The organism is Sulfuricurvum sp. PD_MW2 (genome assembly GCF_002633015.1).
GTDB lineage: Bacteria > Campylobacterota > Campylobacteria > Campylobacterales > Sulfurimonadaceae > Sulfuricurvum.
Map to the genome: position 1 here is coordinate 16,002 of NZ_NSIU01000009.1, position 19,460 is coordinate 35,461.

The following is a 19,460-nucleotide window of genomic DNA, read 5'->3' on the forward strand; positions in this document are numbered from 1 at the left end:
CATTGGCAGGAATTTCGACAAAAGGCAGCTACGGCCTTGCAGCGATGTATGAGTTGGCACTCCATTACGGGCAGGGACATCTCCAAATTCGTGATATTGCGGAAAAAGCACATATTCCTCCAAACTATTTGGAACAAATTCTTGCGACACTGCGTAAAGAGGGGTTGATCCAAAGTATCCGTGGAGCAGGTGGAGGGTATTTGCTCGCAAAAGCACCTGCACAAATACATATCTATGAAATTCTATTTACACTCGAAGGTGAATTGTGTACTCCTGCTGATGAAGGTCTACAACCTATTTTGCATCTGTATTGGGGACGTGTCAAAGAAGATATGAAGAGTGTTTTTCATGAGAGCCTGCAAGATCTTGTCGATCAGGGAAATGCCCTGAATCAACAATCGATGTACTTTATATAATTTCGACCGATTGGGAGACGAACTCCGGCAGTTTCCCATGAAGTTTGACTACATTTCCAAAAACGATAACAGCAGGACCGTTAAGTGTTTTGGCCGCTTTCGTCAATCCATCCAATGTCGTTACAACACTTTCTTGTTCAGGACGAGAAGCATTCGATACGATAGCTACCGGAAAATTTTTCGGTATTCCTGATTTTAATGCACAACGACGAATAATACTCGCCAAACCAAGCCCCATCAACACAACTGTCGTGTGATTCGGAATTTTAAGCAGCGGAAACCAATCCGTATTAAATTTATTGTCTTTCAAATGGGCTGATACCACTGAAAAACTCGATGCATATCCTCTCGCGGTGGGAGGTATTCCTGCACATGCAGGTCCTGAGATCGATGAGGAAATACCCGCTACCACATCGACTTCATATCCGCGTTCGCCCAAATAAATGGCCTCTTCCGCAGCCCGTCCGAAAATATAAGGATCACCGCTTTTGAGTCGTGCCACCGTAAATCCCTGAGACGCATAATCAACAATAAGCTCATTAATCCGATCCTGACTAATATTGTGACTTTTTTGAGGTTTACCTACATAAATTTTACGTGTTTCATGCGGTACCAAAGCCAAAATCTCATCGGTAATCAGATGATCATATAAAATGATTTGCGCTTCTTTGATAATCCGATACGCTTTTAGTGTCAACTGTTCTACATCCCCCAGACCGCAGCCCACAAGATATACTTTTCCTTTTCTCGCCGAAAACGATTGATTCGATTCGGCTGAATTATTTTGAATTATTCTTGTCATTCTAGCCTCCTTATCGATTTTCTAATAGCTTCCAACAACGCTTCAATATCACTAATTTCTTGCGAATAATGGATACTAATTCGCAACCATCCTGGTCGCGTTTGGAAAGGGGTATCGTCTTCCAACCCCAACAAATCATGCCCATACGGCCCTGCACACGAACATCCAGCCCGTGTTTGGAATCCATCTGATTCCGATAAAACTTCACACAATGCATACGGATCGATATCTTTGATATTGAATGAAACAATACCGATGTTGTCTGCCTTGCGACATCCGTAACAGGTTGATCCCTCAATCTCTCTCAATCCGTCGATAAAATGAGTATACAAACTCTTTTTACGCGAAGCGATCCACTCAAATCCGAGTTCATTGCGTAGTTGATACGCCAATGCCGCGCGAATCAGCTGTAATATTCCCGGTGTTCCTGCATCTTCGCGATCTTCCACTTCATCAATGAAAAAATGACTGGTACGACTCACATAACGGACCGTTCCGCCACCGGCAAACGTCGGTTTTGCATCTGTGTCAAACAAATTCTTTCGAATTGCCAATAATCCGCACGATCCCGGTCCACCCAAAAGTTTATGCGGCGAGTAAAACATTGCATCATACAACTCACACGGAATATTAAGATACGGCGATGACGCAGCCGCATCAAAACAGACAATCGCCCCATAACGTCGTAATATTGCTGAAATCTCAGCGTACGGTGTAATCGTACCCGTTACGTTCGAAGCGATACAAAACGTTCCGATGATCTCCCGATCAATATTTTCCCGAAGAATCGATTCAAGTTGTTCAAGATCAACCAACCCTTTATCATTCAATCCGATCCGAACCGTTTCACAAAGTGCTTCGCGATAACTGATATCGTTTGAATGATGTTCATACGGTCCGATTATCACCAACGGTAGTTCACTGCTGATCGGCAATGCCTGATACCGTGCCCGTGTTGCGGGTGGTATATAAAGCCCCAATATCTCTTGTAGCCGTTTAACCGCACCTGTAGCACCGCATCCGCACGGCATAAGGGCAAACTCTTCATCCAGCCCCAAAAGCGATTTTAAATGCTCTCTTGCATCACGATAGTACTGATCCGTTCGAGCAGCCATCGAGGCCTCTTTTGAATGGGTATTTGCATACGTTTCAAGTACTTCATGAATACGTGCTTCAATCGGCTCATACGCCAGTCCTGATGCGGTAAAATCGAAATACGTTTTTTTATGTACGCCAATCGTATTGCGTACTATCTGCTCAAGCTTATCACCCTCTTCAAGCAGTGGACGAAACAATGGATTCATGATCGTATTTCTCCAATAAAAAATGTCCAAAGTTTTGGCTATTGCTTGACTCAAACTCATGAATCAGCGATTCAATCAATGGTGCTACCTCATCGCTCGTCACTTTGACTCCGGTTTTCACAGCAAATCTGCTCGATTCACCTTCCAGATGACCTCCGACGATAAGATCAAAACCTTTGTGGCGTTCATCATCCCGCTTGACAATTGCTCCCACAAATCCCAAATCAACAATGTGAGGATGGGCACATGAGTTTGGACAGCCGTTGATACTGATGCTCACCGGTTCGTCAAAGTCACTAAAGCGCTCATTGAGATACTTTACTACATCTATCGCCAAATCTTTGGTTTCACTCACCGCAAACTTACAAAAATTGAGTCCCGTACACGCTAATGTACGTGCTTCAAATACCGACGGATACGGATGGAATCCGACCGCTTTTAGCGTATCGATCATCGCTTCGGTGGCATCGCTTTCGACATTCAAAATCACAAAATTTTGAGTCGTTGTGAGCGTAATTCCTTCTGCTTTGTAAAAATCGAGAATTCGACCAAGTTTTAAGAGCTTATCTCCACTGATCCGTCCGCTCGTAAGTGCACAACCAATGGTATTGTACCCTTTGCGTACAGTTGCACCGACGCCAAAATGACTGCGTCTTGGATACGGAGTAAACGGTGCCGAATCGTATCGTTCCAACACAACACCCGATTCTTTTTCTAACTCTTGAACAAATTTTTCAACACCCCAGTCTTCGACCAAATGTCCCAAACGGGCTTTTGTTCGGTTGTCACGGCGTCCGGAATCACGATAAATTCGGGCAACAGCCTCCGCAATTTTGATGATATCTTCACGTTTAGCGTATCCGATATGATCGGCAATACGGCGATTGCTCGCCTGTCCTCCACCGACACTGACACTGAAGCGAAGGGTATTATTGTTTTTTACCGCGGTAAAAGCCAAATCCTGAACTTCATGCTGGATACAATGTTTATTACACCCGCTCACACCAATTTTAAACTTTCTAGGCAAGTTTGAAAAATCGTGATTTCCACGATACAGATCGGTTAATGCATGGACAATGTCACGAACATCATCAATCTGATCATGATCGATCCCATTTACCGGACAGCTCACAATATTTCGCGGACAATCTCCCGATGCACCCAAAACACTCAAATCTACGGATGAGAGACGTTTTAAAATTTCCGGAAAATCCTCAATTTTCAACCAATGAAACTGGATATCCTGTCGGGTCGTCAAATCCCCGCTTCCGCGGGCAAACTCAACTGAAATTTCTCCCAGTACTTCCACTTGTTTGGCGTTTAAATATCCACCTTCGAGCTTGACTCGAATCATGTAATACTGTGTCTCATCCTCAGGATCTTGAAGATTACGGTTTTGGGTATAGATTCCATACCATTTAAACCGATCAACATCTTCAGGATCAATCTCTTCCCCTGTTTGTGCGTATCGATAAATGTCGGCGATGACTTCTAAACCGTCTTTTTCGCGTTTGATACGCTCTATTCGTTCTGCTTTTGTTTCATTCGCCATATTCATCGCTCCTTAAACGATTATTGCTGCATTCCAATGTGGGAAATGCTTGCGTATAAGAGCATTGAGCTCTATCTCAAATTCTGATGCACTGCTTTGTTGCGTCGTACCCTCTTTTTCGGTACTTTGCGTGATCATTCCGGCCGCAACGGTGTTATTGGTGATTTTATCAATCAAGATAAACCCTCCCATTTGACGATTTTCATCGTATAAATCAAATGCTATCGGCTCACCTAAAACTAAACGAACCGATCCGATGTCGTTAAGTCCCAATTCTACCGCATCATGTCTTTCTTGCGTATTGACATCTACACGGTAATCAATTCCTTCGACATAAACCGTCGTACTTGTTGATCCCCGTTTGATCAAATAACTTTTGCCCGGCAAAAATTTTTCATCATCCATCCATACCAAATTCGCTCTAATCGCATTGCTTTGCAAAATAGACTCATCCGCTTTGATCAAAACATTACCGCGACTGATATCGATCTCTTCGTTCAATGTCAACGTAATCGCATCGTTTGTAGATGCGGATTCGAGATTTCCATCATACGTTACGATCTCTTTAACCGTCGCTTGTTTGAGTGACGGATAAGCTGTAATACGATCTCCTACTCGAATCGTCCCAGAAGCAATCGTTCCGGCAAATCCTCTAAAATCAAGATTTGGGCGATTGACGTATTGAACCACCAATCTAAACGGACCGTCCACCGCAGCCGAGGCTAATGGAACCTCTTCGAGAATGTCCAGCAACGTTTGTCCCTCATACCATGGAGTTTTGGCGCTTTTTGTAACGACATTATCTCCATCCAATGCCGAAAGAGGAACAGAGTAAATCTCTTTAATCCCTAACTCTTCTGCAAAAGCTCGATATTCTGTATCAATTTTTTGAAAAACATTTTGATCGAAATCAACTAAATCCATTTTATTGATGGCTACGACAACATTACGGATCCCCAAAAGGCGTACGATATAGGAGTGCCGACGCGTTTGCGTCACAATTCCGTATCGCGCATCGATCAGAATAATCGCCAAATCGGCAGTCGAAGCACCGGTTGCCATGTTACGTGTATACTGTTCATGACCCGGAGTATCTGCGATAATAAACTTCCGTTTATCCGTCGAAAAATAGCGATACGCTACATCAATAGTAATCCCCTGCTCACGTTCGCTTTGCAATCCGTCAACCAGAAGTGCCAAATCGATTTTGTCTCCCGTCGTACCCGATTTTTTACTGTCGTTTTTGATCGATTCGAGTTGATCTTCAAAAATCATCTTTGAATCGTGTAATAATCGTCCGATCAAGGTACTTTTACCATCATCCACGCTACCGCAGGTTATGAAGCGGAGCAACTCTTTGTGTTCTTGTTCTTTAAGATAGCCCTCGATATCGGTGGCTATCAATTCGCCTTGATGTGCCATTAAAAATATCCTTCAATTTTCTTCTTTTCCATTGAGCCGGCACTGTCTGCATCGATCAGACGTCCTTGACGCTCACTTGTTTTCGTTAACAACATCTCTTGGATGATTTCCGGCAAAGTCGCTGCATCACTCACAACGGCTCCGGTCAACGGATAACATCCCAGAGTACGGAAACGGACGTTTTCTAAAGTCGGAGTTTCTCCCTCTTTGAGCGGGAGACGTTCATCGTCGACCATGATTTTTACCCCGTCACGCTCGACAATCGGACGTAATGCGGAGAAGTACAACGGAACAATCGGAATCTCCTCAAGATAGATGTATTGCCAAATATCAAGCTCTGTCCAGTTTGAAAGAGGAAAAACACGAATGCTCTCCCCTTTATGAATCCGTCCGTTATACACATTCCACAATTCCGGACGCTGATTTTTCGGATTCCATCGGTGATTTTTATCACGGAATGAATAGATCCGCTCTTTCGCACGACTTTTCTCTTCATCACGTCGAGCACCGCCGAACACCGCATCGAATTCATAATAATTCAATGCTTGTTTCAACCCTTCCGTTTTCATCACATCGGTATGAACCGCACTCCCATGGATAAACGGGTTAATCCCTTGAGCAACCCCATCCGGATTAACATGGGTCAACAATGTAAGACCCAACTCTTTGACACGACGATCTCGAAATTCGATCATCTCTTTAAACTTCCATGTCGTATCAACATGCAATAGCGGGAACGGCAACTTTGCCGGATAAAACGCTTTGATCGCCAAATGGAGCATCACGGATGAATCTTTACCTATCGAGTAAAGCATTGCAGGGTTCTCAAACTCTGCAACGACTTCACGCATGATGTGAATCGCTTCGGCTTCCAATGCCTTTAAATGTGTTTTTCTCTCATCAGGTATCATCGTTTCTCCTTTTCTACCTTAGTGATCAAATAAAAATAGCCCAATCGGCCAACTCTTTGCGTCCCGAATACTCGTCATCATCGAGTATCCCATCCAAAAATTCCAATAAGAATTTCATTGTTACTTCCCTTTTAGGTGGAGTCCACACTCCTTATGCTCAGGGTTTTCCCACCACCATCGTCCGGCGCGGATATCTTCACCCTCGCGTATTGCACGGGTACATGGGGCACATCCGATACTCGGATAGCCTTGATTATGTAACGCGTTATAAGGGACTTTATTCGTTTTGATATAATCCCAAACTCTCTCTTCATCCCATTCAATCAATGGATTCAATTTGATAAGATGATTTGTTTCATCCCACTCAATGAGTTGCATTGTCTCTCGTGTCGGAGACTGAGCTCGTCGTAATCCCGTAATCCATACATCCAATCCGCTCAATGCTCGGCGAAGCGGTTCCATTTTTCTTACCTGACAACACGCTTTTCGATTTTCAACACTCTCTCTAAAGCCGTTTATCCCTTGTGTTTGATACAGTGCTTCTACCGCTGCTCTATCGGGACAATACACTTGAACTTTTATCCCATATTTTCGATTGGTCTCTTCCATCACCGAATAGGTTTCTTCAGGAAGTCTTCCCGTATCAAGTGTAAAAATCTTTACCGTAGGATCGATTCTGAGCAAAATATCGGTTAAAACCTGATCTTCAACCCCAAAACTCGATGCCAATGCAATACGTCCTTTATGAGCTTCTAAATACGTCCCCAACAAAAATCCAATCGATTCATCTTTGAATCGTTGATTGAGTCCTTCTATACCTGTGCTCATCTCGTCTCCTATATTTGATAGTCGTTTTCTACTACTTTTACACGACCAAAATTTGTTTTGTCCCAAGCTCTCTCATGCAAGTAATATAAAAACATTTTTGTTATCACTTCGATCGATCCGATTGAAACGGCCATCACCAAATCACCTGTAATGAAGTAAGAAACGATCATCGTATCGATCGTTCCTACGGTTCTCCATGAAATCGCTTTGATGACACTTCTATAATGTTTGTCCGCCATAATGATCCTTCTTTAATACTCGTTTATCCGTTCTCAGAAGGAAATTCATAAAGCTCTGTACTCAGATATCTCTCACCGGTATCGCACAGAATTGTTACTATTGTTTTCCCTTTATTTTCAGGACGGTCTGCTATTTTCTTTGCGGCTGCTACATTTGCACCTGCCGAAATTCCAACCAAAAGCCCTTCTTTTTTCGCAATCGTTCTTGATGTTGCGATCGCTTCATCATTGGTGATACGAAGAATTTCATCGTAAATACCGCGGTTGAGAACTTGAGGAACAAATCCCGCACCAATCCCTTGAATTTTATGCGGTCCAGCCGGTTCACCGGAGAGAACCGCCGAGGCATCGGGTTCAACTGCGATAATCTGTATATTTGGGTTATACTTTCTCAGTACCTCACCCACACCGGTAATCGTTCCGCCTGTTCCGATCGCCGCGACCAAAATATCGATTTTTCCATCGGTATCTCTCCAAATCTCTTCCGCCGTACTCTGACGATGGATATCCGGATTATCTCCATTATTAAACTGTTGCAAAACAACCGCACCCGGTATAGATGCACCGAGTTCATTCGCTTTTAGCACAGCTCCACCCATCCCCTTTTCAGGTTCGGTCAAAACGATCTCTGCACCTAATGCTGCTAAAAGACGTCTTCTTTCCAAGCTCATGGAGCTCGGCATTGTTAGAATCAATTTCAATCCAAGACTTGCGGCTACGCTTGCCAAGGCAATCCCAGTATTACCGCTGGTCGGTTCGATGATAACGCTTTGTTCCGTAATCTCACCGCGTTGAATGGCCTGAAGAATCATGTTGCATCCAATTCGATCTTTAACCGAACCTGATGGATTCATAAATTCACACTTTCCTATGACCTTTGTTGATCCGTCTGAAAAATGATTTAACGTAATGAGCGGCGTATTTCCGATCAACTCTGTAACATTGGCTGCAACTTTCATTGTTCACTCCTTTCACTGATGAGATTTCATATTTAATGAACACTCATTCATATTTTGAATAGAGAAATTATAGAGGATTTTTTTTACAATGTCAAGTATTTCTATAGGATTAGTATATTTTGTTGATATTATTTTGATTAAACCCCTAAAAATAGGGGTTTTTAATTCTTAGTAAAACAATATGTTTTTAGGAAATTTTAGCATACACAACTATTTTAGTTGGGTTTATAGGTCGAAAAAAGCTTTACACTTTGCAATTATTTTCTCTTGACGCGTTCTCCCGACAGGCTCACTCTGACGGATATGATCGACTTTATTGATTAACTCACCGATCCCCTGCGGAATCATTTTAGTGAGATACTGCCTCAATGCAGAACTCACCGCAGGAGCACGCCCTGCGGTATTGATTCCTATACACAGATCCTCACTAACAATCAATGCAGGAAAAATAAATGAACACCATGCAGGCGAATCGACACAATTGACATGAATATGATGCGTCATACAAAAATGGAATATTTTTTCTTGTTCCGATAAATCATCCAAAGCACCGATTACTATAAATCTTCCGCTTAAATCATCCATAGTATAAGGACGCTTCTCTAATACAAAGGAGTAGTTCTCTGCAAGTATTTCGATTTCAGGATGAATAGAGGGTGCAATAACCTTCAACCCTGGTGAAAACTTCACGAGTTGTTCTATCTTTCGCAAAGCGACCTCTCCGCCTCCCACAACCAAACAATCTTTCCCTTCGAGATTCAAAAACATCGGAAAATAAGCCATATCAACTGCCCCTGTACATATCTATCGTGCTGAAGTATACTAAACTTTTGACACTATGTCAGATTTTTGACGACAAAACACTCTTTATGCTACGATACTGAAAAAATAACGCAGGAAACTATGGCCATCATTTCAATCGCATCTACCAAAGGGGGAGTTGGCAAAACATCTCTCGCCTTTTCTCTTGCTAAAGATCTGCGTTATCGCTACGCGACCAACGATATGTCGGTCGCACTGAACAAATACAAAAATGCGCGCTATTATCCCAACAAAATTCCCCTCTATCCCGATACCGTTTATGATTTTGGAGGATTTGAAAACCCCCATGCCAATGAAATTTTGAAAGAGTCGGATATCATCATTCTGCCAACGACGAATGATCTCAATTCGATTATGAAGAGTTTGATTTTTATCAAGAACTTTCGGGAAAAGACCATTCTCGTATTTGCCAATATGATCGATTCTCCCACTGATGCGATGATGATCCGTGAAAAAATTCATGAACACTTTCCAAACCTTGCTTTTACCTATCTGCGACGGACAAAATTGCTGAAAAATGCGTTAGAGAGCGGTATGAGTGCAACGGAACTCTATGTGAGCAGCAACCATACGCAGCATCTTTATAAACAAGCGTATGCGGAATACTCAAAAATTCTCAATCTTTTTACGGGGGAACAAGAAGGGTTTTAAAGCCCTGCTTGTTTTTTCACCTCAAGCCGATCGTACATCTCCAACATATTTCGATAATCTTGATGTAATGCACTAGTGACCAGATACTCTTCACCGTTGAGAATGTTCACCGCTTTTGCAACCCGCTCTTTTCCGTACAAATCACACAAAGCTTGGGTGTAATCTTCCAGCTCTAATCCCAATTCTTCCATGCGTACCAATTCGGCGATCAGGTTTCCTAATGGTTTGTTCCCAAATTCGAGATAACTCACCGCTTCATCGAAATTTTCCATAGAGAGATGAAGCTGCGCTTTGAGTTCACCGATCGTGAAATTCTCCTCAAATATGACCCCGATAAATTTCTCAACATTGAGATGATCTTCGAGCGCTTCGATCTCATCCAGCACCGTTTCCGGATCATACTGATCAAAATTCAAAATGATCTCCCGATAAAATTTCCCACGATTTCGGTTGTTGTAGATTAAATCATCGATCGGATACACTTCAGAAACACCGGGAACGACAATCTGACACGAATAAAATCCCAAATACTCATAATCACGAATATAGAGTTCACGCCCCATCGATTCAAAAATCGACGTTAGATAATTAAACTCATCATCCGTAGTCTCACCGGTGTATTGCCATGGTACAAGTTCAAAACTCTTTTTGGCACTCAAAAACTGAATCCCCATTTTGCCGTTGGAGTCGATAAAGTGCGATTCGAGATTGAAACTCTCGGAGACAAGCGACATGTCGAATGTCGGAACCTCAAAACTCTCCAGCGCATTCAAATCACGTCCCTGCATTAGCTCCGTCATCGTACGTTCCAATGAAACTTCAAGGATCGGATGGGCACCGAAAGAGACAAAAAGGGTCGCATTGGCAGGATTGATAAACGAGATTGCCGTAACAGGAAATTTGCCTCCAAGCGAGGCATCCAAAACATTTACGACATACCCTAATTCTCGAAGCTTGGTCAAATCACCGTAAAGACGCTCAAACTGCGAGAGAAACTCATCGTCATAAGCCGGCAAAGCATAACCGTTTTTGATGATCTCAATCTTTGCATACCGTTCCAAAATTTCACTCATGGACTGCACTTGTGCTTCTTTAGGGGTATTTCCGGTTGCCAAACCGTTACTGACATAGAGATTGCTCAAAATATTGATCGGAAAATAAACCACTTCCCCACTCATTAGCTTTTTAAAAGGTAATGCAACGATTTTATCTTCGATATCGCTGTTAAAATCGATCAGTTCATCCATACTCAGCTCGCCAGATGGATCATAAATATTGATCAATTCGGGACTCAGATATCCACCCTCAAAATCAAATTCCACCTCATCAGGATAATATTTGCGCGCAGGCAAATGAAAATCGATAAAAAAATTATTCGTTTGAAGCCGCTCGATATATTCACCTAATGCACTTGCCGTTGATGCTTCTGAATAGACCCCTTTTCCGTTGGAGTAAATATGTCTTGGTGCTTCTGCAGAAGCAAGATTCACCGAAAAACAGTGATTTAATGGATGTTTCTCATGTGAATAGGTGACATTGCATCCCATCTCTTGAAGTATCGCTTGCATGCGATTTATCGAAACTTCTACAGGGGCATTTTTGGAGGTTAAGTTCATATCGGTTCACTTTAAATAAATTGTCAGGAAGTATAGCCAAAAGAGTTTACGAGTTATTGTCGTATTTACGTTAGGATATCATCCTAAATTATTCAGAGGCTAATTATGATGGATCTGTTTGTTGGATTAAATCTGTTTTTACTGTTTATTATCATCGGATTGTTCGCGATATGGATATGGGCTTTGATCGATATACTCACCTCAAAATTCAACGAAGACCTGATGCAGATCGTATGGCTGCTCGTGGTCTTCTTTTTGCCATTTATCGGGGTATTACTCTATTTACTGATCGGTCGAACGATGAAACGACAATCTCCAAATGAATCGAATCCGAGTGACAAATACGATCACCTTACCAAGCTCAAATCATTGCTCGATGAGGGGATTTTAACCACCGAAGAGTATGAAGCGGAAAAAGAGAAAATTCTAAAGCACTAAAAAATTCTTAATTAAATATTCATATTCCATACATATAATATTTTATTATATATAGTTAATAATTGATGCTCTATGATTAAGGCATTACATGTCAAAGGAGTCAATTATGTTACGCAAACTCTCACTATTGATATTGTCTGGACTTCTTAGTTCCGCAATTCTTTGCGCGGTCGATTACGATGGTGAAAAAAGTATGTTGGTTGAAGCCCCCTATAATATGTGCGTTATACCACCACAAATAAGCGAAGCACAAGCACAGGGGATAAACGTTGTCAATACAAAAAAAGCAAAAGTTCTGTATGAGCAAAATGCTGTTTTTTTTGATGCACGTGAAAAGCGACACTATGCAAAAGAACGTATCAAGGGTGCATACCCCGTCTATTTTGATGTTTCTAAAGCAGAGTACATTGTAATCCAGTTACCTCAAGACAAAAAACAACCTCTCGTTTTTTACTGCTACGGTGAATCATGCGCCAATTCGTATGAAGCCGCTTTGGCAGTACGAAAGCTCGGATATACAAACGTTAATTGGCTTCTTAACGGGTTCGGCGAATGGAAAGCAAGCAGGTACCCGCTCCAATCTCAGTTTTAATTGGATTCACCCAAAGGGTTATTCACTCGCCTTCGCGGGAATGACGAGTCGCTACTTCTTAGCCTCAAACGCGCTCACTACCTGCCGCATTTTCAGGAGCGAATCGGGATTGAGAGAGATCGAATCGATCCCCTCTTCTACCAAAAATCGGGTAATCTCCGGATAATCCGAAGGTGCCTGACCGCAGATACCGATGTATTTTCCTCGCTCTTTGCACGCGCGTATCGCCATCGAGAGCATCCGTTTCACCGCTTCATTGCGCTCATCAAAGACGGAAGCGACCAGAGTACTGTCCCGATCAACCCCGAGGGTAAGCTGGGTCAGATCGTTGGAGCCGATACTGTAACCGTCAAATATCTCTAAAAACTGATCGGCGAGAATAACATTCGAGGGGATTTCGCACATCGCGTATATTTCCAGAGCGTTCTGTCCCTGAACCAATCCCGCTTCATTCATCACCGCAATCGCTTTACGTCCCTCTTCGGGTGTACGGACAAAGGGGAGCATCACTTTGACATTTGTGAGTCCCATCTCATCACGCACACGCTTCAGTGCTTCACACTCCCATTCAAATGCTTCACGGTATTGTGCGGAATAATAGCGGCTTGCTCCGCGAAACCCGATCATGGGATTTTCCTCATCAGACTCATACGCTGCGCCGCCCACCATATGTTTATACTCATTGGATTTAAAATCACTCGTTCGAACGATGACCGGACGAGGATAGAATGCGGCAGCAATCATCCCTACCCCCTCGGCAATTTTATCGATAAAAAACATTTTTGGATCTTTATACCCCCTCATGGCTGAGCGGACCGACTTGACATCAGAGATTTTTTTACCGTGAGAAAGTTCTACCAATGCCATAGGATGCGCTTTGACCGTGTTGGTGACGATAAACTCCATCCGTGCCAATCCTACTCCGTCATTAGGGAGTTTTGAAACGTTGAACGCGCTATCCGGATTGCCGACATTCATGTAGAGTTTTGTTTGCGTAGGGGCAAAATTCCCCACATCGATTTGATGTATTTCATGAGAAATAATCCCCTCATATACCCGTCCGATCTCTCCTTCCGCACAGCTCACACTCACCGCATCCTCTTCATGCAGGACTTCGGTCGCATTAAATGTACCGACGATAGCAGGAACACCGATCTCACGTGCTACGATAGCGGCATGACACGTTCTGCCTCCTCGATTGGTGATCACGGCTGAAGCTTTTTTCATGATCGGTTCCCAATCAGGGTCGGTGATGTCCGCGACCAAAACATCCCCCGCATTGAAACGTTCTCCCTCGGCAGGAGAGTGGATAATTTTGACACGGCCTGAACCGATTTTCTCGCCGATTGCCTTACCGCTAAGCAATACTTTGGCGCTCACATCCGATGTAAAACGGTACTGCTCCAATATCGTATTGCTAAGTTTTCGACTTTGTACCGTCTCAGGACGTGCTTGAACGATAAAAAGCTCCCCGCTTAAACCGTCTTTCGCCCATTCGATGTCCATCGGACGGTATTCCCCCGCAATCGCAGTGTAATGCTCTTCGATAAGCAGAGCATATCGAGCAAGTGTCGCAACCTCTTCGTCAGTAATCGAAAATGTCTCTTGAAGTTCTTTGGGTGTGGATAGGTTCATCGTATGATGGCGTTCATCGTAGGTCATCGTAAGGGCTTTGGAGCCGAGTTGACGTTTAAGAATCGAGATTTTCCCCTCGCGAAGGGTCGGTTTAAAGACGTAAAATTCATCAGGGTTGACCCGACCACCCACAATATTCTCGCCAAGTCCCCAAATTGAGTTGATGAGGATGAGATTTTCCGAACCGTTTTCGGTATCGATGGTAAACATGACACCGCTGCTTGCTTGGTCACTGCGCACCATTTTTTGTACCCCGACGGAGAGGAAAACAGCAAAATGATCGTATCCCCTGCTATGACGATAACTTATTGCACGGTCGGTAAAGAGAGAAGCAAAACAGCGCTTGACATGCTCAAGCAACATCGTCTCGCCCCGTACATTGAGATAGCTCTCCTGCTGACCCGCGAAACTCGCATCGGGCAAATCTTCTGCCGTTGCGGAAGAGCGCACCGCGACATCGACGGAGAGCGTTGCGTACTCTTCTTCCATTCTGCGATATCCAAGAACAATCTCATTTGTGAGGAGTTCTGGCATCTCACCGCTTAGCATGAGGGTGCGAATCTGCTCACCACATCGATTGAGCGCTTCAATATCGGTGAGATCGACCCCTTCCAATGCGAAACGTATCGGAGACTCGAACCGATTGTGCTCTATAAATGCACGATACCCCTCTGCCGTAACGGCAAATCCACTAGGAACATTGACCCCAAGCGATTTAAGCGAGCTTATCATTTCGCCAAGTGAAGCGTTCTTTCCCCCGACCAAAGGGATATCTTCTAATCTCAACGAATCCAGAGTGCGAATATAGTTCATAATCCTCTCCCCCTATTCTTTTGTATAGCATACCATAGATATTCATACGTATGAATAAGGGAGAAAAGTGTTGAATTTATCCACTTAATCCTTATGCAGTCGCAAGTGTTGTTGAGCTGCTTGCAGCATTATCCGTGCTGTATGCCGCCATTACCCGCGCCAAAAGTGCCATCTGTATTTTTGACAACGAAGACTCTTCTGAAGCGCTTTGTGTCGTGTCGGTTGTCGCCGATTGCGCCGTAGTATCCAAGACTTCCGGTTTTGGACGGTGATGTCCGCCATGTGCATGTTTGCTTTTTGATTGTTGAAGCGCTTTCATCAACTCATCCGCACTGATTGAACCATCACTGTTATTATCGATACTTCCAAATACAGTGTTTGCATCGTTGTACGTTTTACCGGTCTTTTCTGACAAAGCTTGTGCCGCTTGTGAAAACTCTGATTTATCAATCGTACCGCTTTTATCGCTGTCGAGTGAAGAGAGCAACATATCTGTCGCTTGCTGTAACATCGATGTATAGTCAGTCGATGCACTTTGGCTTGCACCGCTTTGATCTTGGACACTGCCTTTGCCGTAAGATTGATTAGCAGCTGCCCACGCAGTTCCGCCGTTAATCGTCATGGTATCTCCTCAAAATAAAATACATATGAAAATAAAACCTTACAAGATCCGTCTTACGGCTTTTGTGCTTCGAATATGTTACGTTGTACAAGCAAAAATCGTACCGTAGAATCTTCCAATAAGCTTCTAAGCGTTACCATACGCTATTCAAACTTTGATCGGAAAACGCTATGCGCCCTATTCTCCTCACCACCCTAAACGCCCGCTATGCCCACACGGCTTTGGGACTTCGGTATCTCTATGCCAACATGGGTGAATTACAAGTGATGACGAAGATCGTCGAATTTACGATGAACGAACAAATCCAAAGCATTGCCGAAGAGTTGCTCAAACACTCCCCTCGCATCATCGGGATCGGTGTCTATATTTGGAACGCATCGCAATGCTCCGAACTGATCCAGACACTCAAAAAAGTCTCACCCGATACCATCATCATCCTCGGAGGTCCTGAAGCGGGACATCTGCCGCACCGAGTCGATCTGAGCCACGCCGATTACATCATCAGCGGAGAGGGAGAAGTTGCATTTTATGAGCTCTGCCGTAACATCCTCTCCGACACGTTCCCCTCAGAGCGTTTTATCAAAGCTCCCCTTCCTGATCTCAAAGCGATCTCTCTTCCTTACAGCGCTTACAACGATGAAGACGTTGCACATCGCTATATCTACGTCGAAGCCTCACGGGGCTGCCCTTTCGAGTGTGAGTTCTGTCTCTCCTCTATCGATGAAAAAGTACGCAATTTCCCCCTCGATCAGCTCCTCGAAGAGTTTGAAACCCTTTGGCAGCGGGGTGCTCGAAGCTTCAAATTTATCGACCGTACCTTCAACCTCAACATGACGTTCGCTAACCGTATACTCGATTTTTTCCTCTCCAAAGAGCCTCCTTACTTTGCTCATTTCGAAGTAATCCCCGATCACTTCCCCGACGTGCTCAAAGAGAAAATAAAACTTTTCCCCGCCGGATCGCTCCAACTGGAGATCGGTATCCAAACAATCGATCCCATCATCGCCAAAGGGATCAATCGACCGCTAAAACTTGAAAAGATTGTCGAAAATCTCCGTTTCTTGGAAAACGAAACCCATGCACACATGCACCTCGATCTGATCGTCGGACTGCCGGGTGAGAGTATTGAGGGGTTCGGTCGCAACCTCGATACCCTCGTATCGCTCACCCACAGCGAAATACAGATCGGTATTCTCAAAAACCTCTCCGGTACGACACTCTCCCGTCACGATCAGGTTCACGGCATGGTGTATAGCGATATTCCCCCCTACGATATTTTGCAAAACAATCTCCTCAGCTTCGAGCAAATCCAAAAAATGAAACGCTTCGCACGCTTTTGGGATATTTTTTACAATAGCGGAAGCTTCACGAAAACCGTACCGTTGATATGGAAAAATGGAAGTGTTTTTGAGGGATTCTATGCCTTTAGTGAGTGGATCTATACTCAAACCCTCTCAACGTGGAAAATTTCACTGGAGCGTCAAATTGCACTGATTCATGCTTATTTATGTTTGTACCATGACAAAGAGCATGTTGAAGCGGCATTAATCAATGATTTATCCTCACGACCGGAGAAAACGATACCGTTTTTTCTACGCCAATCAACCCAAGAAAAACAAATAAAAGAAGCTAAAACAGTAATACCAAAGCGGCAAGCAAAAAGATTGGATTAAAAGAGTGCCTGAGGGTGACGAATCCTCAGGCGGTAAATATATGTGACGAGCATATACTCGAAAAGCTTAACATAAGAAGAATGTAGGGCCCGAAGGCCCTGAAAGAGAGAAATTACTTGTCCCCGATGGGTATTAGAATTTCAATGAAGCGATAAGACGGAAAGTATCCGTTGTTTTGTCAGATGTATCATTTGCTTTTACATCTTTGTCAAATTGAGTATAGATCGCAGTCAAATCAACCGGCCCAACTTTCGTTGCAGCGACAACGTCCCATGCTTTGAAATCAGTGTTGACAGAAGCTGCGCCTTGAACTGCACCAGCAGTACCTTCATTGTTACCAACTTCAGCTGCACAATAGCTTGTTGAAAGGGTTACACCCGGAACCATTTTAGTTGAAGCTCCAACTTTCCATGCTTTTGTATCCGGAGCGGCTACGATTTCACCATCCATATAGATGCTTCCAAGACCTGTGTAAAGGCTCGTTTTGTCACCCGTTGCAACGTTTGCAAATCCGAGAGTACCGGTACTTACTTTTGAGTATGCAGCATAAAGATTTACACCCGCAACATCAACAGCACCTTTAACCGCAACTACAGTTGAATCTCTGTGACTTGTAGCAGCAGCGCCAAGAGTTGTAATAGCTGAATCTGTATTCATTCCAGCAAATTGTACACCTAAATCAACCATACCGGCAACTTTAGTATCCGCTTGCAACCAATACGCATCTGCGATATCAGGTACATTGTAATACCATGCTTGCAATGTTGTATTTGGAACCGATTTGTTGATCGCTGCAGCTGCATACGCACCGCTTACGCCAAAATTATGGAAATCCCCACCATACGCTACGGTTGTACCACGACCAGCAGTTGGTTGAAGTAAACCTACACCATTGTGTTTACCAACCCATGCCGCTGCCAAAATTGTGTCACCGACATACGCGTGTGCAACTGCGGCTTCGAACGTGTTATCAACAACGTTCCAGTTTTCAGAAAAACACAACGGAGTGTTCAACGCCATACGACCCGCTGCAACGTCAAACTCTTTCGTTGCGTATTTGATGTTTGCAACTTCCATCCATGATTGATCGTTCAATGCATTTGCTGCTGAAGTTCCATCATTGTTATATTTAGCTGCCGGGATAGCACCAACAAGATTGTTTTCCAATCCCAACGTTGAGATTGCTGTCATTTTAACGTTCAAGCTAATGTTTTGAACCAAATCTGCTGAACCGCCAACACTCAATTTTGCTAATGCACTCGAGTTGTTTGTTTTGTCAAAAAAATCTTTTGCTGCGTCAGCTGCTGGTACTGCTGTTGCACCACCACTATATTCACTTGTTTGGTACCAAAGTTTTGCTTCACCGTTTACTTTAATGTTATCAACCGCAAATGCGCTTGTTCCAAGAGCCATTACAGCTACAAGACTAAGTTTTCCTAATTTCATTCATTCTCCTTCAAGAAACCGTTCGAGATAAGATTTAATTATTTCGAATCATGCAGTAATCATAACTATTAATTCTTAATCATTTCTTTATATTTATTTATTTTTGTAATATAAATACAATTTTGTAAATTCATTAGATAAAAATGTGATGAATGATTATTCAGTTCTATTTTTATGGCTTTTTACAGTCAGCAGGATTATATTTTTTTATAAATATGTTTGATTTTTTTTTGTTATCGGAGTATTGATTTATAATCGGAATAGTACTCCGATTATAAAATGAAGAAGTAAATTACCAGTTACGAATACGGATATGGCACGAAGTACATTGTTTCAGAAGTTGCGAGTAATCATCCAATGCATTGTCCATTTTGCCCGCATCAATCGAAACAACCATGTCATCCGAATACATACGTAGCATTTGAGCTGTTTTTTGAGCGAATTTATAGGCATAGACCTGATCCTTTGGCAAAATCGCTTTTACCTCTTCACCCTCTAATGATTTAAGTGTCCCTTGCAATTTTTTGACACCCGCTTTCATTTCATCTGTCGAACTGTATAAACCACCGCGTTGAATTTGTTCCATAGCATCCAACATGGTACGCATATCTTTCATCAATTCAAGTCTCGGATCCGTATTTTTTGGCGTTGCCTGTAATGAAGCCGCCAAAAGTGTTCCAAGAGCCAATAGGGATACTGCTTTTTTCATGATGCCACCT

General features: G+C 43.2%; 19 protein-coding genes. 5 read left to right on the top strand and 14 right to left on the bottom strand.

Annotated elements, in window-relative coordinates:
• The first annotated feature begins 2 nt into the window (after positions 1-2).
• On the top strand, positions 3-416 hold the full coding sequence (locus CJD30_RS05760; RefSeq protein ID WP_294917271.1) for an Rrf2 family transcriptional regulator: 414 nt from the start codon (positions 3-5) through the stop codon (positions 414-416).
• Here the strand turns inward: CJD30_RS05760 and cobA are convergent.
• The 9 genes from cobA to CJD30_RS05805 all read right to left on the bottom strand — a co-directional run bounded on the left by cobA (position 409) and on the right by CJD30_RS05805 (position 9,216).
• Complete coding sequence (cobA, locus tag CJD30_RS05765; RefSeq protein WP_294917273.1) at positions 409-1,218, bottom strand: uroporphyrinogen-III C-methyltransferase; 810 nt, start codon at positions 1,216-1,218, stop codon at positions 409-411. The genes CJD30_RS05760 and cobA overlap by 8 nt on opposite strands.
• A complete protein-coding gene (locus CJD30_RS05770; RefSeq protein WP_294917275.1) occupies positions 1,215-2,522 on the bottom strand; it encodes an aminotransferase class V-fold PLP-dependent enzyme in 1,308 nt (435 codons plus the stop codon). Before CJD30_RS05770 ends, cobA begins: the two co-directional genes overlap by 4 nt.
• The gene (locus CJD30_RS05775) at positions 2,494-4,074 is read right to left on the bottom strand and encodes a nitrite/sulfite reductase (protein WP_294917277.1); all 1,581 of its coding nucleotides are present in this window, start codon (positions 4,072-4,074) and stop codon (positions 2,494-2,496) included. Before CJD30_RS05775 ends, CJD30_RS05770 begins: the two co-directional genes overlap by 29 nt.
• Before the next feature lie 12 nt (positions 4,075-4,086).
• On the bottom strand, positions 4,087-5,496 hold the full coding sequence (cysN, locus tag CJD30_RS05780) for a sulfate adenylyltransferase subunit CysN (RefSeq protein ID WP_294917280.1): 1,410 nt from the start codon (positions 5,494-5,496) through the stop codon (positions 4,087-4,089).
• The gene (gene cysD, locus CJD30_RS05785; protein WP_294917282.1) at positions 5,496-6,407 is read right to left on the bottom strand and encodes a sulfate adenylyltransferase subunit CysD; all 912 of its coding nucleotides are present in this window, start codon (positions 6,405-6,407) and stop codon (positions 5,496-5,498) included. The genes cysN and cysD overlap by 1 nt, the downstream gene beginning before the upstream one ends.
• A 120-nt stretch (positions 6,408-6,527) precedes the next feature.
• Positions 6,528-7,235: a phosphoadenylyl-sulfate reductase gene (locus CJD30_RS05790; RefSeq protein WP_294917284.1), complete on the bottom strand. Its 708-nt coding sequence runs from the start codon at positions 7,233-7,235 to the stop codon at positions 6,528-6,530.
• An 8-nt stretch (positions 7,236-7,243) separates the two neighbouring features.
• The gene (locus tag CJD30_RS05795) at positions 7,244-7,474 is read right to left on the bottom strand and encodes a DUF2061 domain-containing protein (protein WP_294917287.1); all 231 of its coding nucleotides are present in this window, start codon (positions 7,472-7,474) and stop codon (positions 7,244-7,246) included.
• Between the two features lie 23 nt (positions 7,475-7,497).
• A complete protein-coding gene (cysK, locus tag CJD30_RS05800; RefSeq protein ID WP_294917288.1) occupies positions 7,498-8,433 on the bottom strand; it encodes a cysteine synthase A in 936 nt (311 codons plus the stop codon).
• 225 nt (positions 8,434-8,658) lie between these two features.
• Complete coding sequence (locus CJD30_RS05805; protein ID WP_294917290.1) at positions 8,659-9,216, bottom strand: bifunctional precorrin-2 dehydrogenase/sirohydrochlorin ferrochelatase; 558 nt, start codon at positions 9,214-9,216, stop codon at positions 8,659-8,661.
• Positions 9,217-9,336: 120 nt separating this feature from the next.
• On the opposite strand from CJD30_RS05805, the gene CJD30_RS05810 reads away from it, so the two are divergent.
• Entirely contained in the window at positions 9,337-9,906 is a 570-nt protein-coding gene (locus CJD30_RS05810; RefSeq protein ID WP_294917293.1) for a hypothetical protein, read from the top strand.
• On the opposite strand, the gene CJD30_RS05815 is transcribed toward CJD30_RS05810, so the two are convergent.
• On the bottom strand, positions 9,903-11,522 hold the full coding sequence (locus tag CJD30_RS05815) for a YcaO-like family protein (RefSeq protein WP_294917295.1): 1,620 nt from the start codon (positions 11,520-11,522) through the stop codon (positions 9,903-9,905). The two genes, CJD30_RS05810 and CJD30_RS05815, sit on opposite strands and share 4 nt — an antisense overlap.
• Positions 11,523-11,627: 105 nt before the next feature.
• Between CJD30_RS05815 and CJD30_RS05820 the strand changes: the two genes are divergently transcribed.
• Both CJD30_RS05820 and CJD30_RS05825 read left to right on the top strand, forming a co-directional pair.
• Entirely contained in the window at positions 11,628-11,960 is a 333-nt protein-coding gene (locus CJD30_RS05820) for an SHOCT domain-containing protein (RefSeq protein WP_294917297.1), read from the top strand.
• A 106-nt stretch (positions 11,961-12,066) separates the two neighbouring features.
• Entirely contained in the window at positions 12,067-12,552 is a 486-nt protein-coding gene (locus CJD30_RS05825; RefSeq protein ID WP_294917298.1) for a rhodanese-like domain-containing protein, read from the top strand.
• A gap of 51 nt (positions 12,553-12,603) precedes the next feature.
• On the opposite strand, the gene ppsA is transcribed toward CJD30_RS05825, so the two are convergent.
• Positions 12,604-15,000: a phosphoenolpyruvate synthase gene (gene ppsA, locus CJD30_RS05830; protein WP_294917301.1), complete on the bottom strand. Its 2,397-nt coding sequence runs from the start codon at positions 14,998-15,000 to the stop codon at positions 12,604-12,606.
• Positions 15,001-15,091: 91 nt separating this feature from the next.
• The gene (locus CJD30_RS05835) at positions 15,092-15,622 is read right to left on the bottom strand and encodes an EF-hand domain-containing protein (protein ID WP_294917302.1); all 531 of its coding nucleotides are present in this window, start codon (positions 15,620-15,622) and stop codon (positions 15,092-15,094) included.
• Between the two features lie 170 nt (positions 15,623-15,792).
• On the opposite strand from CJD30_RS05835, the gene CJD30_RS05840 reads away from it, so the two are divergent.
• Entirely contained in the window at positions 15,793-17,295 is a 1,503-nt protein-coding gene (locus CJD30_RS05840; RefSeq protein WP_294917305.1) for a B12-binding domain-containing radical SAM protein, read from the top strand.
• 132 nt (positions 17,296-17,427) lie between these two features.
• On the opposite strand, the gene CJD30_RS05845 is transcribed toward CJD30_RS05840, so the two are convergent.
• Both CJD30_RS05845 and CJD30_RS05850 read right to left on the bottom strand, forming a co-directional pair.
• Positions 17,428-18,741, bottom strand: a complete 1,314-nt coding sequence (locus CJD30_RS05845; protein WP_294917307.1) for a hypothetical protein — start codon at positions 18,739-18,741, stop codon at positions 17,428-17,430.
• A 292-nt stretch (positions 18,742-19,033) separates the two neighbouring features.
• On the bottom strand, positions 19,034-19,450 hold the full coding sequence (locus tag CJD30_RS05850) for a hypothetical protein (RefSeq protein WP_294917309.1): 417 nt from the start codon (positions 19,448-19,450) through the stop codon (positions 19,034-19,036).
• Positions 19,451-19,460: the final 10 nt, after the last annotated feature.

Coding starts and splice junctions, on each gene's coding strand:
- CJD30_RS05850 (WP_294917309.1), bottom strand. CDS start 19,450: ATGAAAAAAGCAGTATCCCTATTGGCTCTTGGAACACTTTTGGCGGCT.
- CJD30_RS05845 (WP_294917307.1), bottom strand. CDS start 18,741: ATGAAATTAGGAAAACTTAGTCTTGTAGCTGTAATGGCTCTTGGAACA.
- cobA (WP_294917273.1), bottom strand. CDS start 1,218: ATGACAAGAATAATTCAAAATAATTCAGCCGAATCGAATCAATCGTTT.
- CJD30_RS05840 (WP_294917305.1), top strand. CDS start 15,793: ATGCGCCCTATTCTCCTCACCACCCTAAACGCCCGCTATGCCCACACG.
- CJD30_RS05815 (WP_294917295.1), bottom strand. CDS start 11,522: ATGAACTTAACCTCCAAAAATGCCCCTGTAGAAGTTTCGATAAATCGC.
- CJD30_RS05825 (WP_294917298.1), top strand. CDS start 12,067: ATGTTACGCAAACTCTCACTATTGATATTGTCTGGACTTCTTAGTTCC.
- CJD30_RS05805 (WP_294917290.1), bottom strand. CDS start 9,216: ATGGCTTATTTTCCGATGTTTTTGAATCTCGAAGGGAAAGATTGTTTG.
- CJD30_RS05795 (WP_294917287.1), bottom strand. CDS start 7,474: ATGGCGGACAAACATTATAGAAGTGTCATCAAAGCGATTTCATGGAGA.
- CJD30_RS05810 (WP_294917293.1), top strand. CDS start 9,337: ATGGCCATCATTTCAATCGCATCTACCAAAGGGGGAGTTGGCAAAACA.
- CJD30_RS05790 (WP_294917284.1), bottom strand. CDS start 7,235: ATGAGCACAGGTATAGAAGGACTCAATCAACGATTCAAAGATGAATCG.
- CJD30_RS05770 (WP_294917275.1), bottom strand. CDS start 2,522: ATGAATCCATTGTTTCGTCCACTGCTTGAAGAGGGTGATAAGCTTGAG.
- CJD30_RS05835 (WP_294917302.1), bottom strand. CDS start 15,622: ATGACGATTAACGGCGGAACTGCGTGGGCAGCTGCTAATCAATCTTAC.
- CJD30_RS05820 (WP_294917297.1), top strand. CDS start 11,628: ATGATGGATCTGTTTGTTGGATTAAATCTGTTTTTACTGTTTATTATC.
- cysN (WP_294917280.1), bottom strand. CDS start 5,496: ATGGCACATCAAGGCGAATTGATAGCCACCGATATCGAGGGCTATCTT.
- ppsA (WP_294917301.1), bottom strand. CDS start 15,000: ATGAACTATATTCGCACTCTGGATTCGTTGAGATTAGAAGATATCCCT.
- cysK (WP_294917288.1), bottom strand. CDS start 8,433: ATGAAAGTTGCAGCCAATGTTACAGAGTTGATCGGAAATACGCCGCTC.
- cysD (WP_294917282.1), bottom strand. CDS start 6,407: ATGATACCTGATGAGAGAAAAACACATTTAAAGGCATTGGAAGCCGAA.
- CJD30_RS05775 (WP_294917277.1), bottom strand. CDS start 4,074: ATGGCGAATGAAACAAAAGCAGAACGAATAGAGCGTATCAAACGCGAA.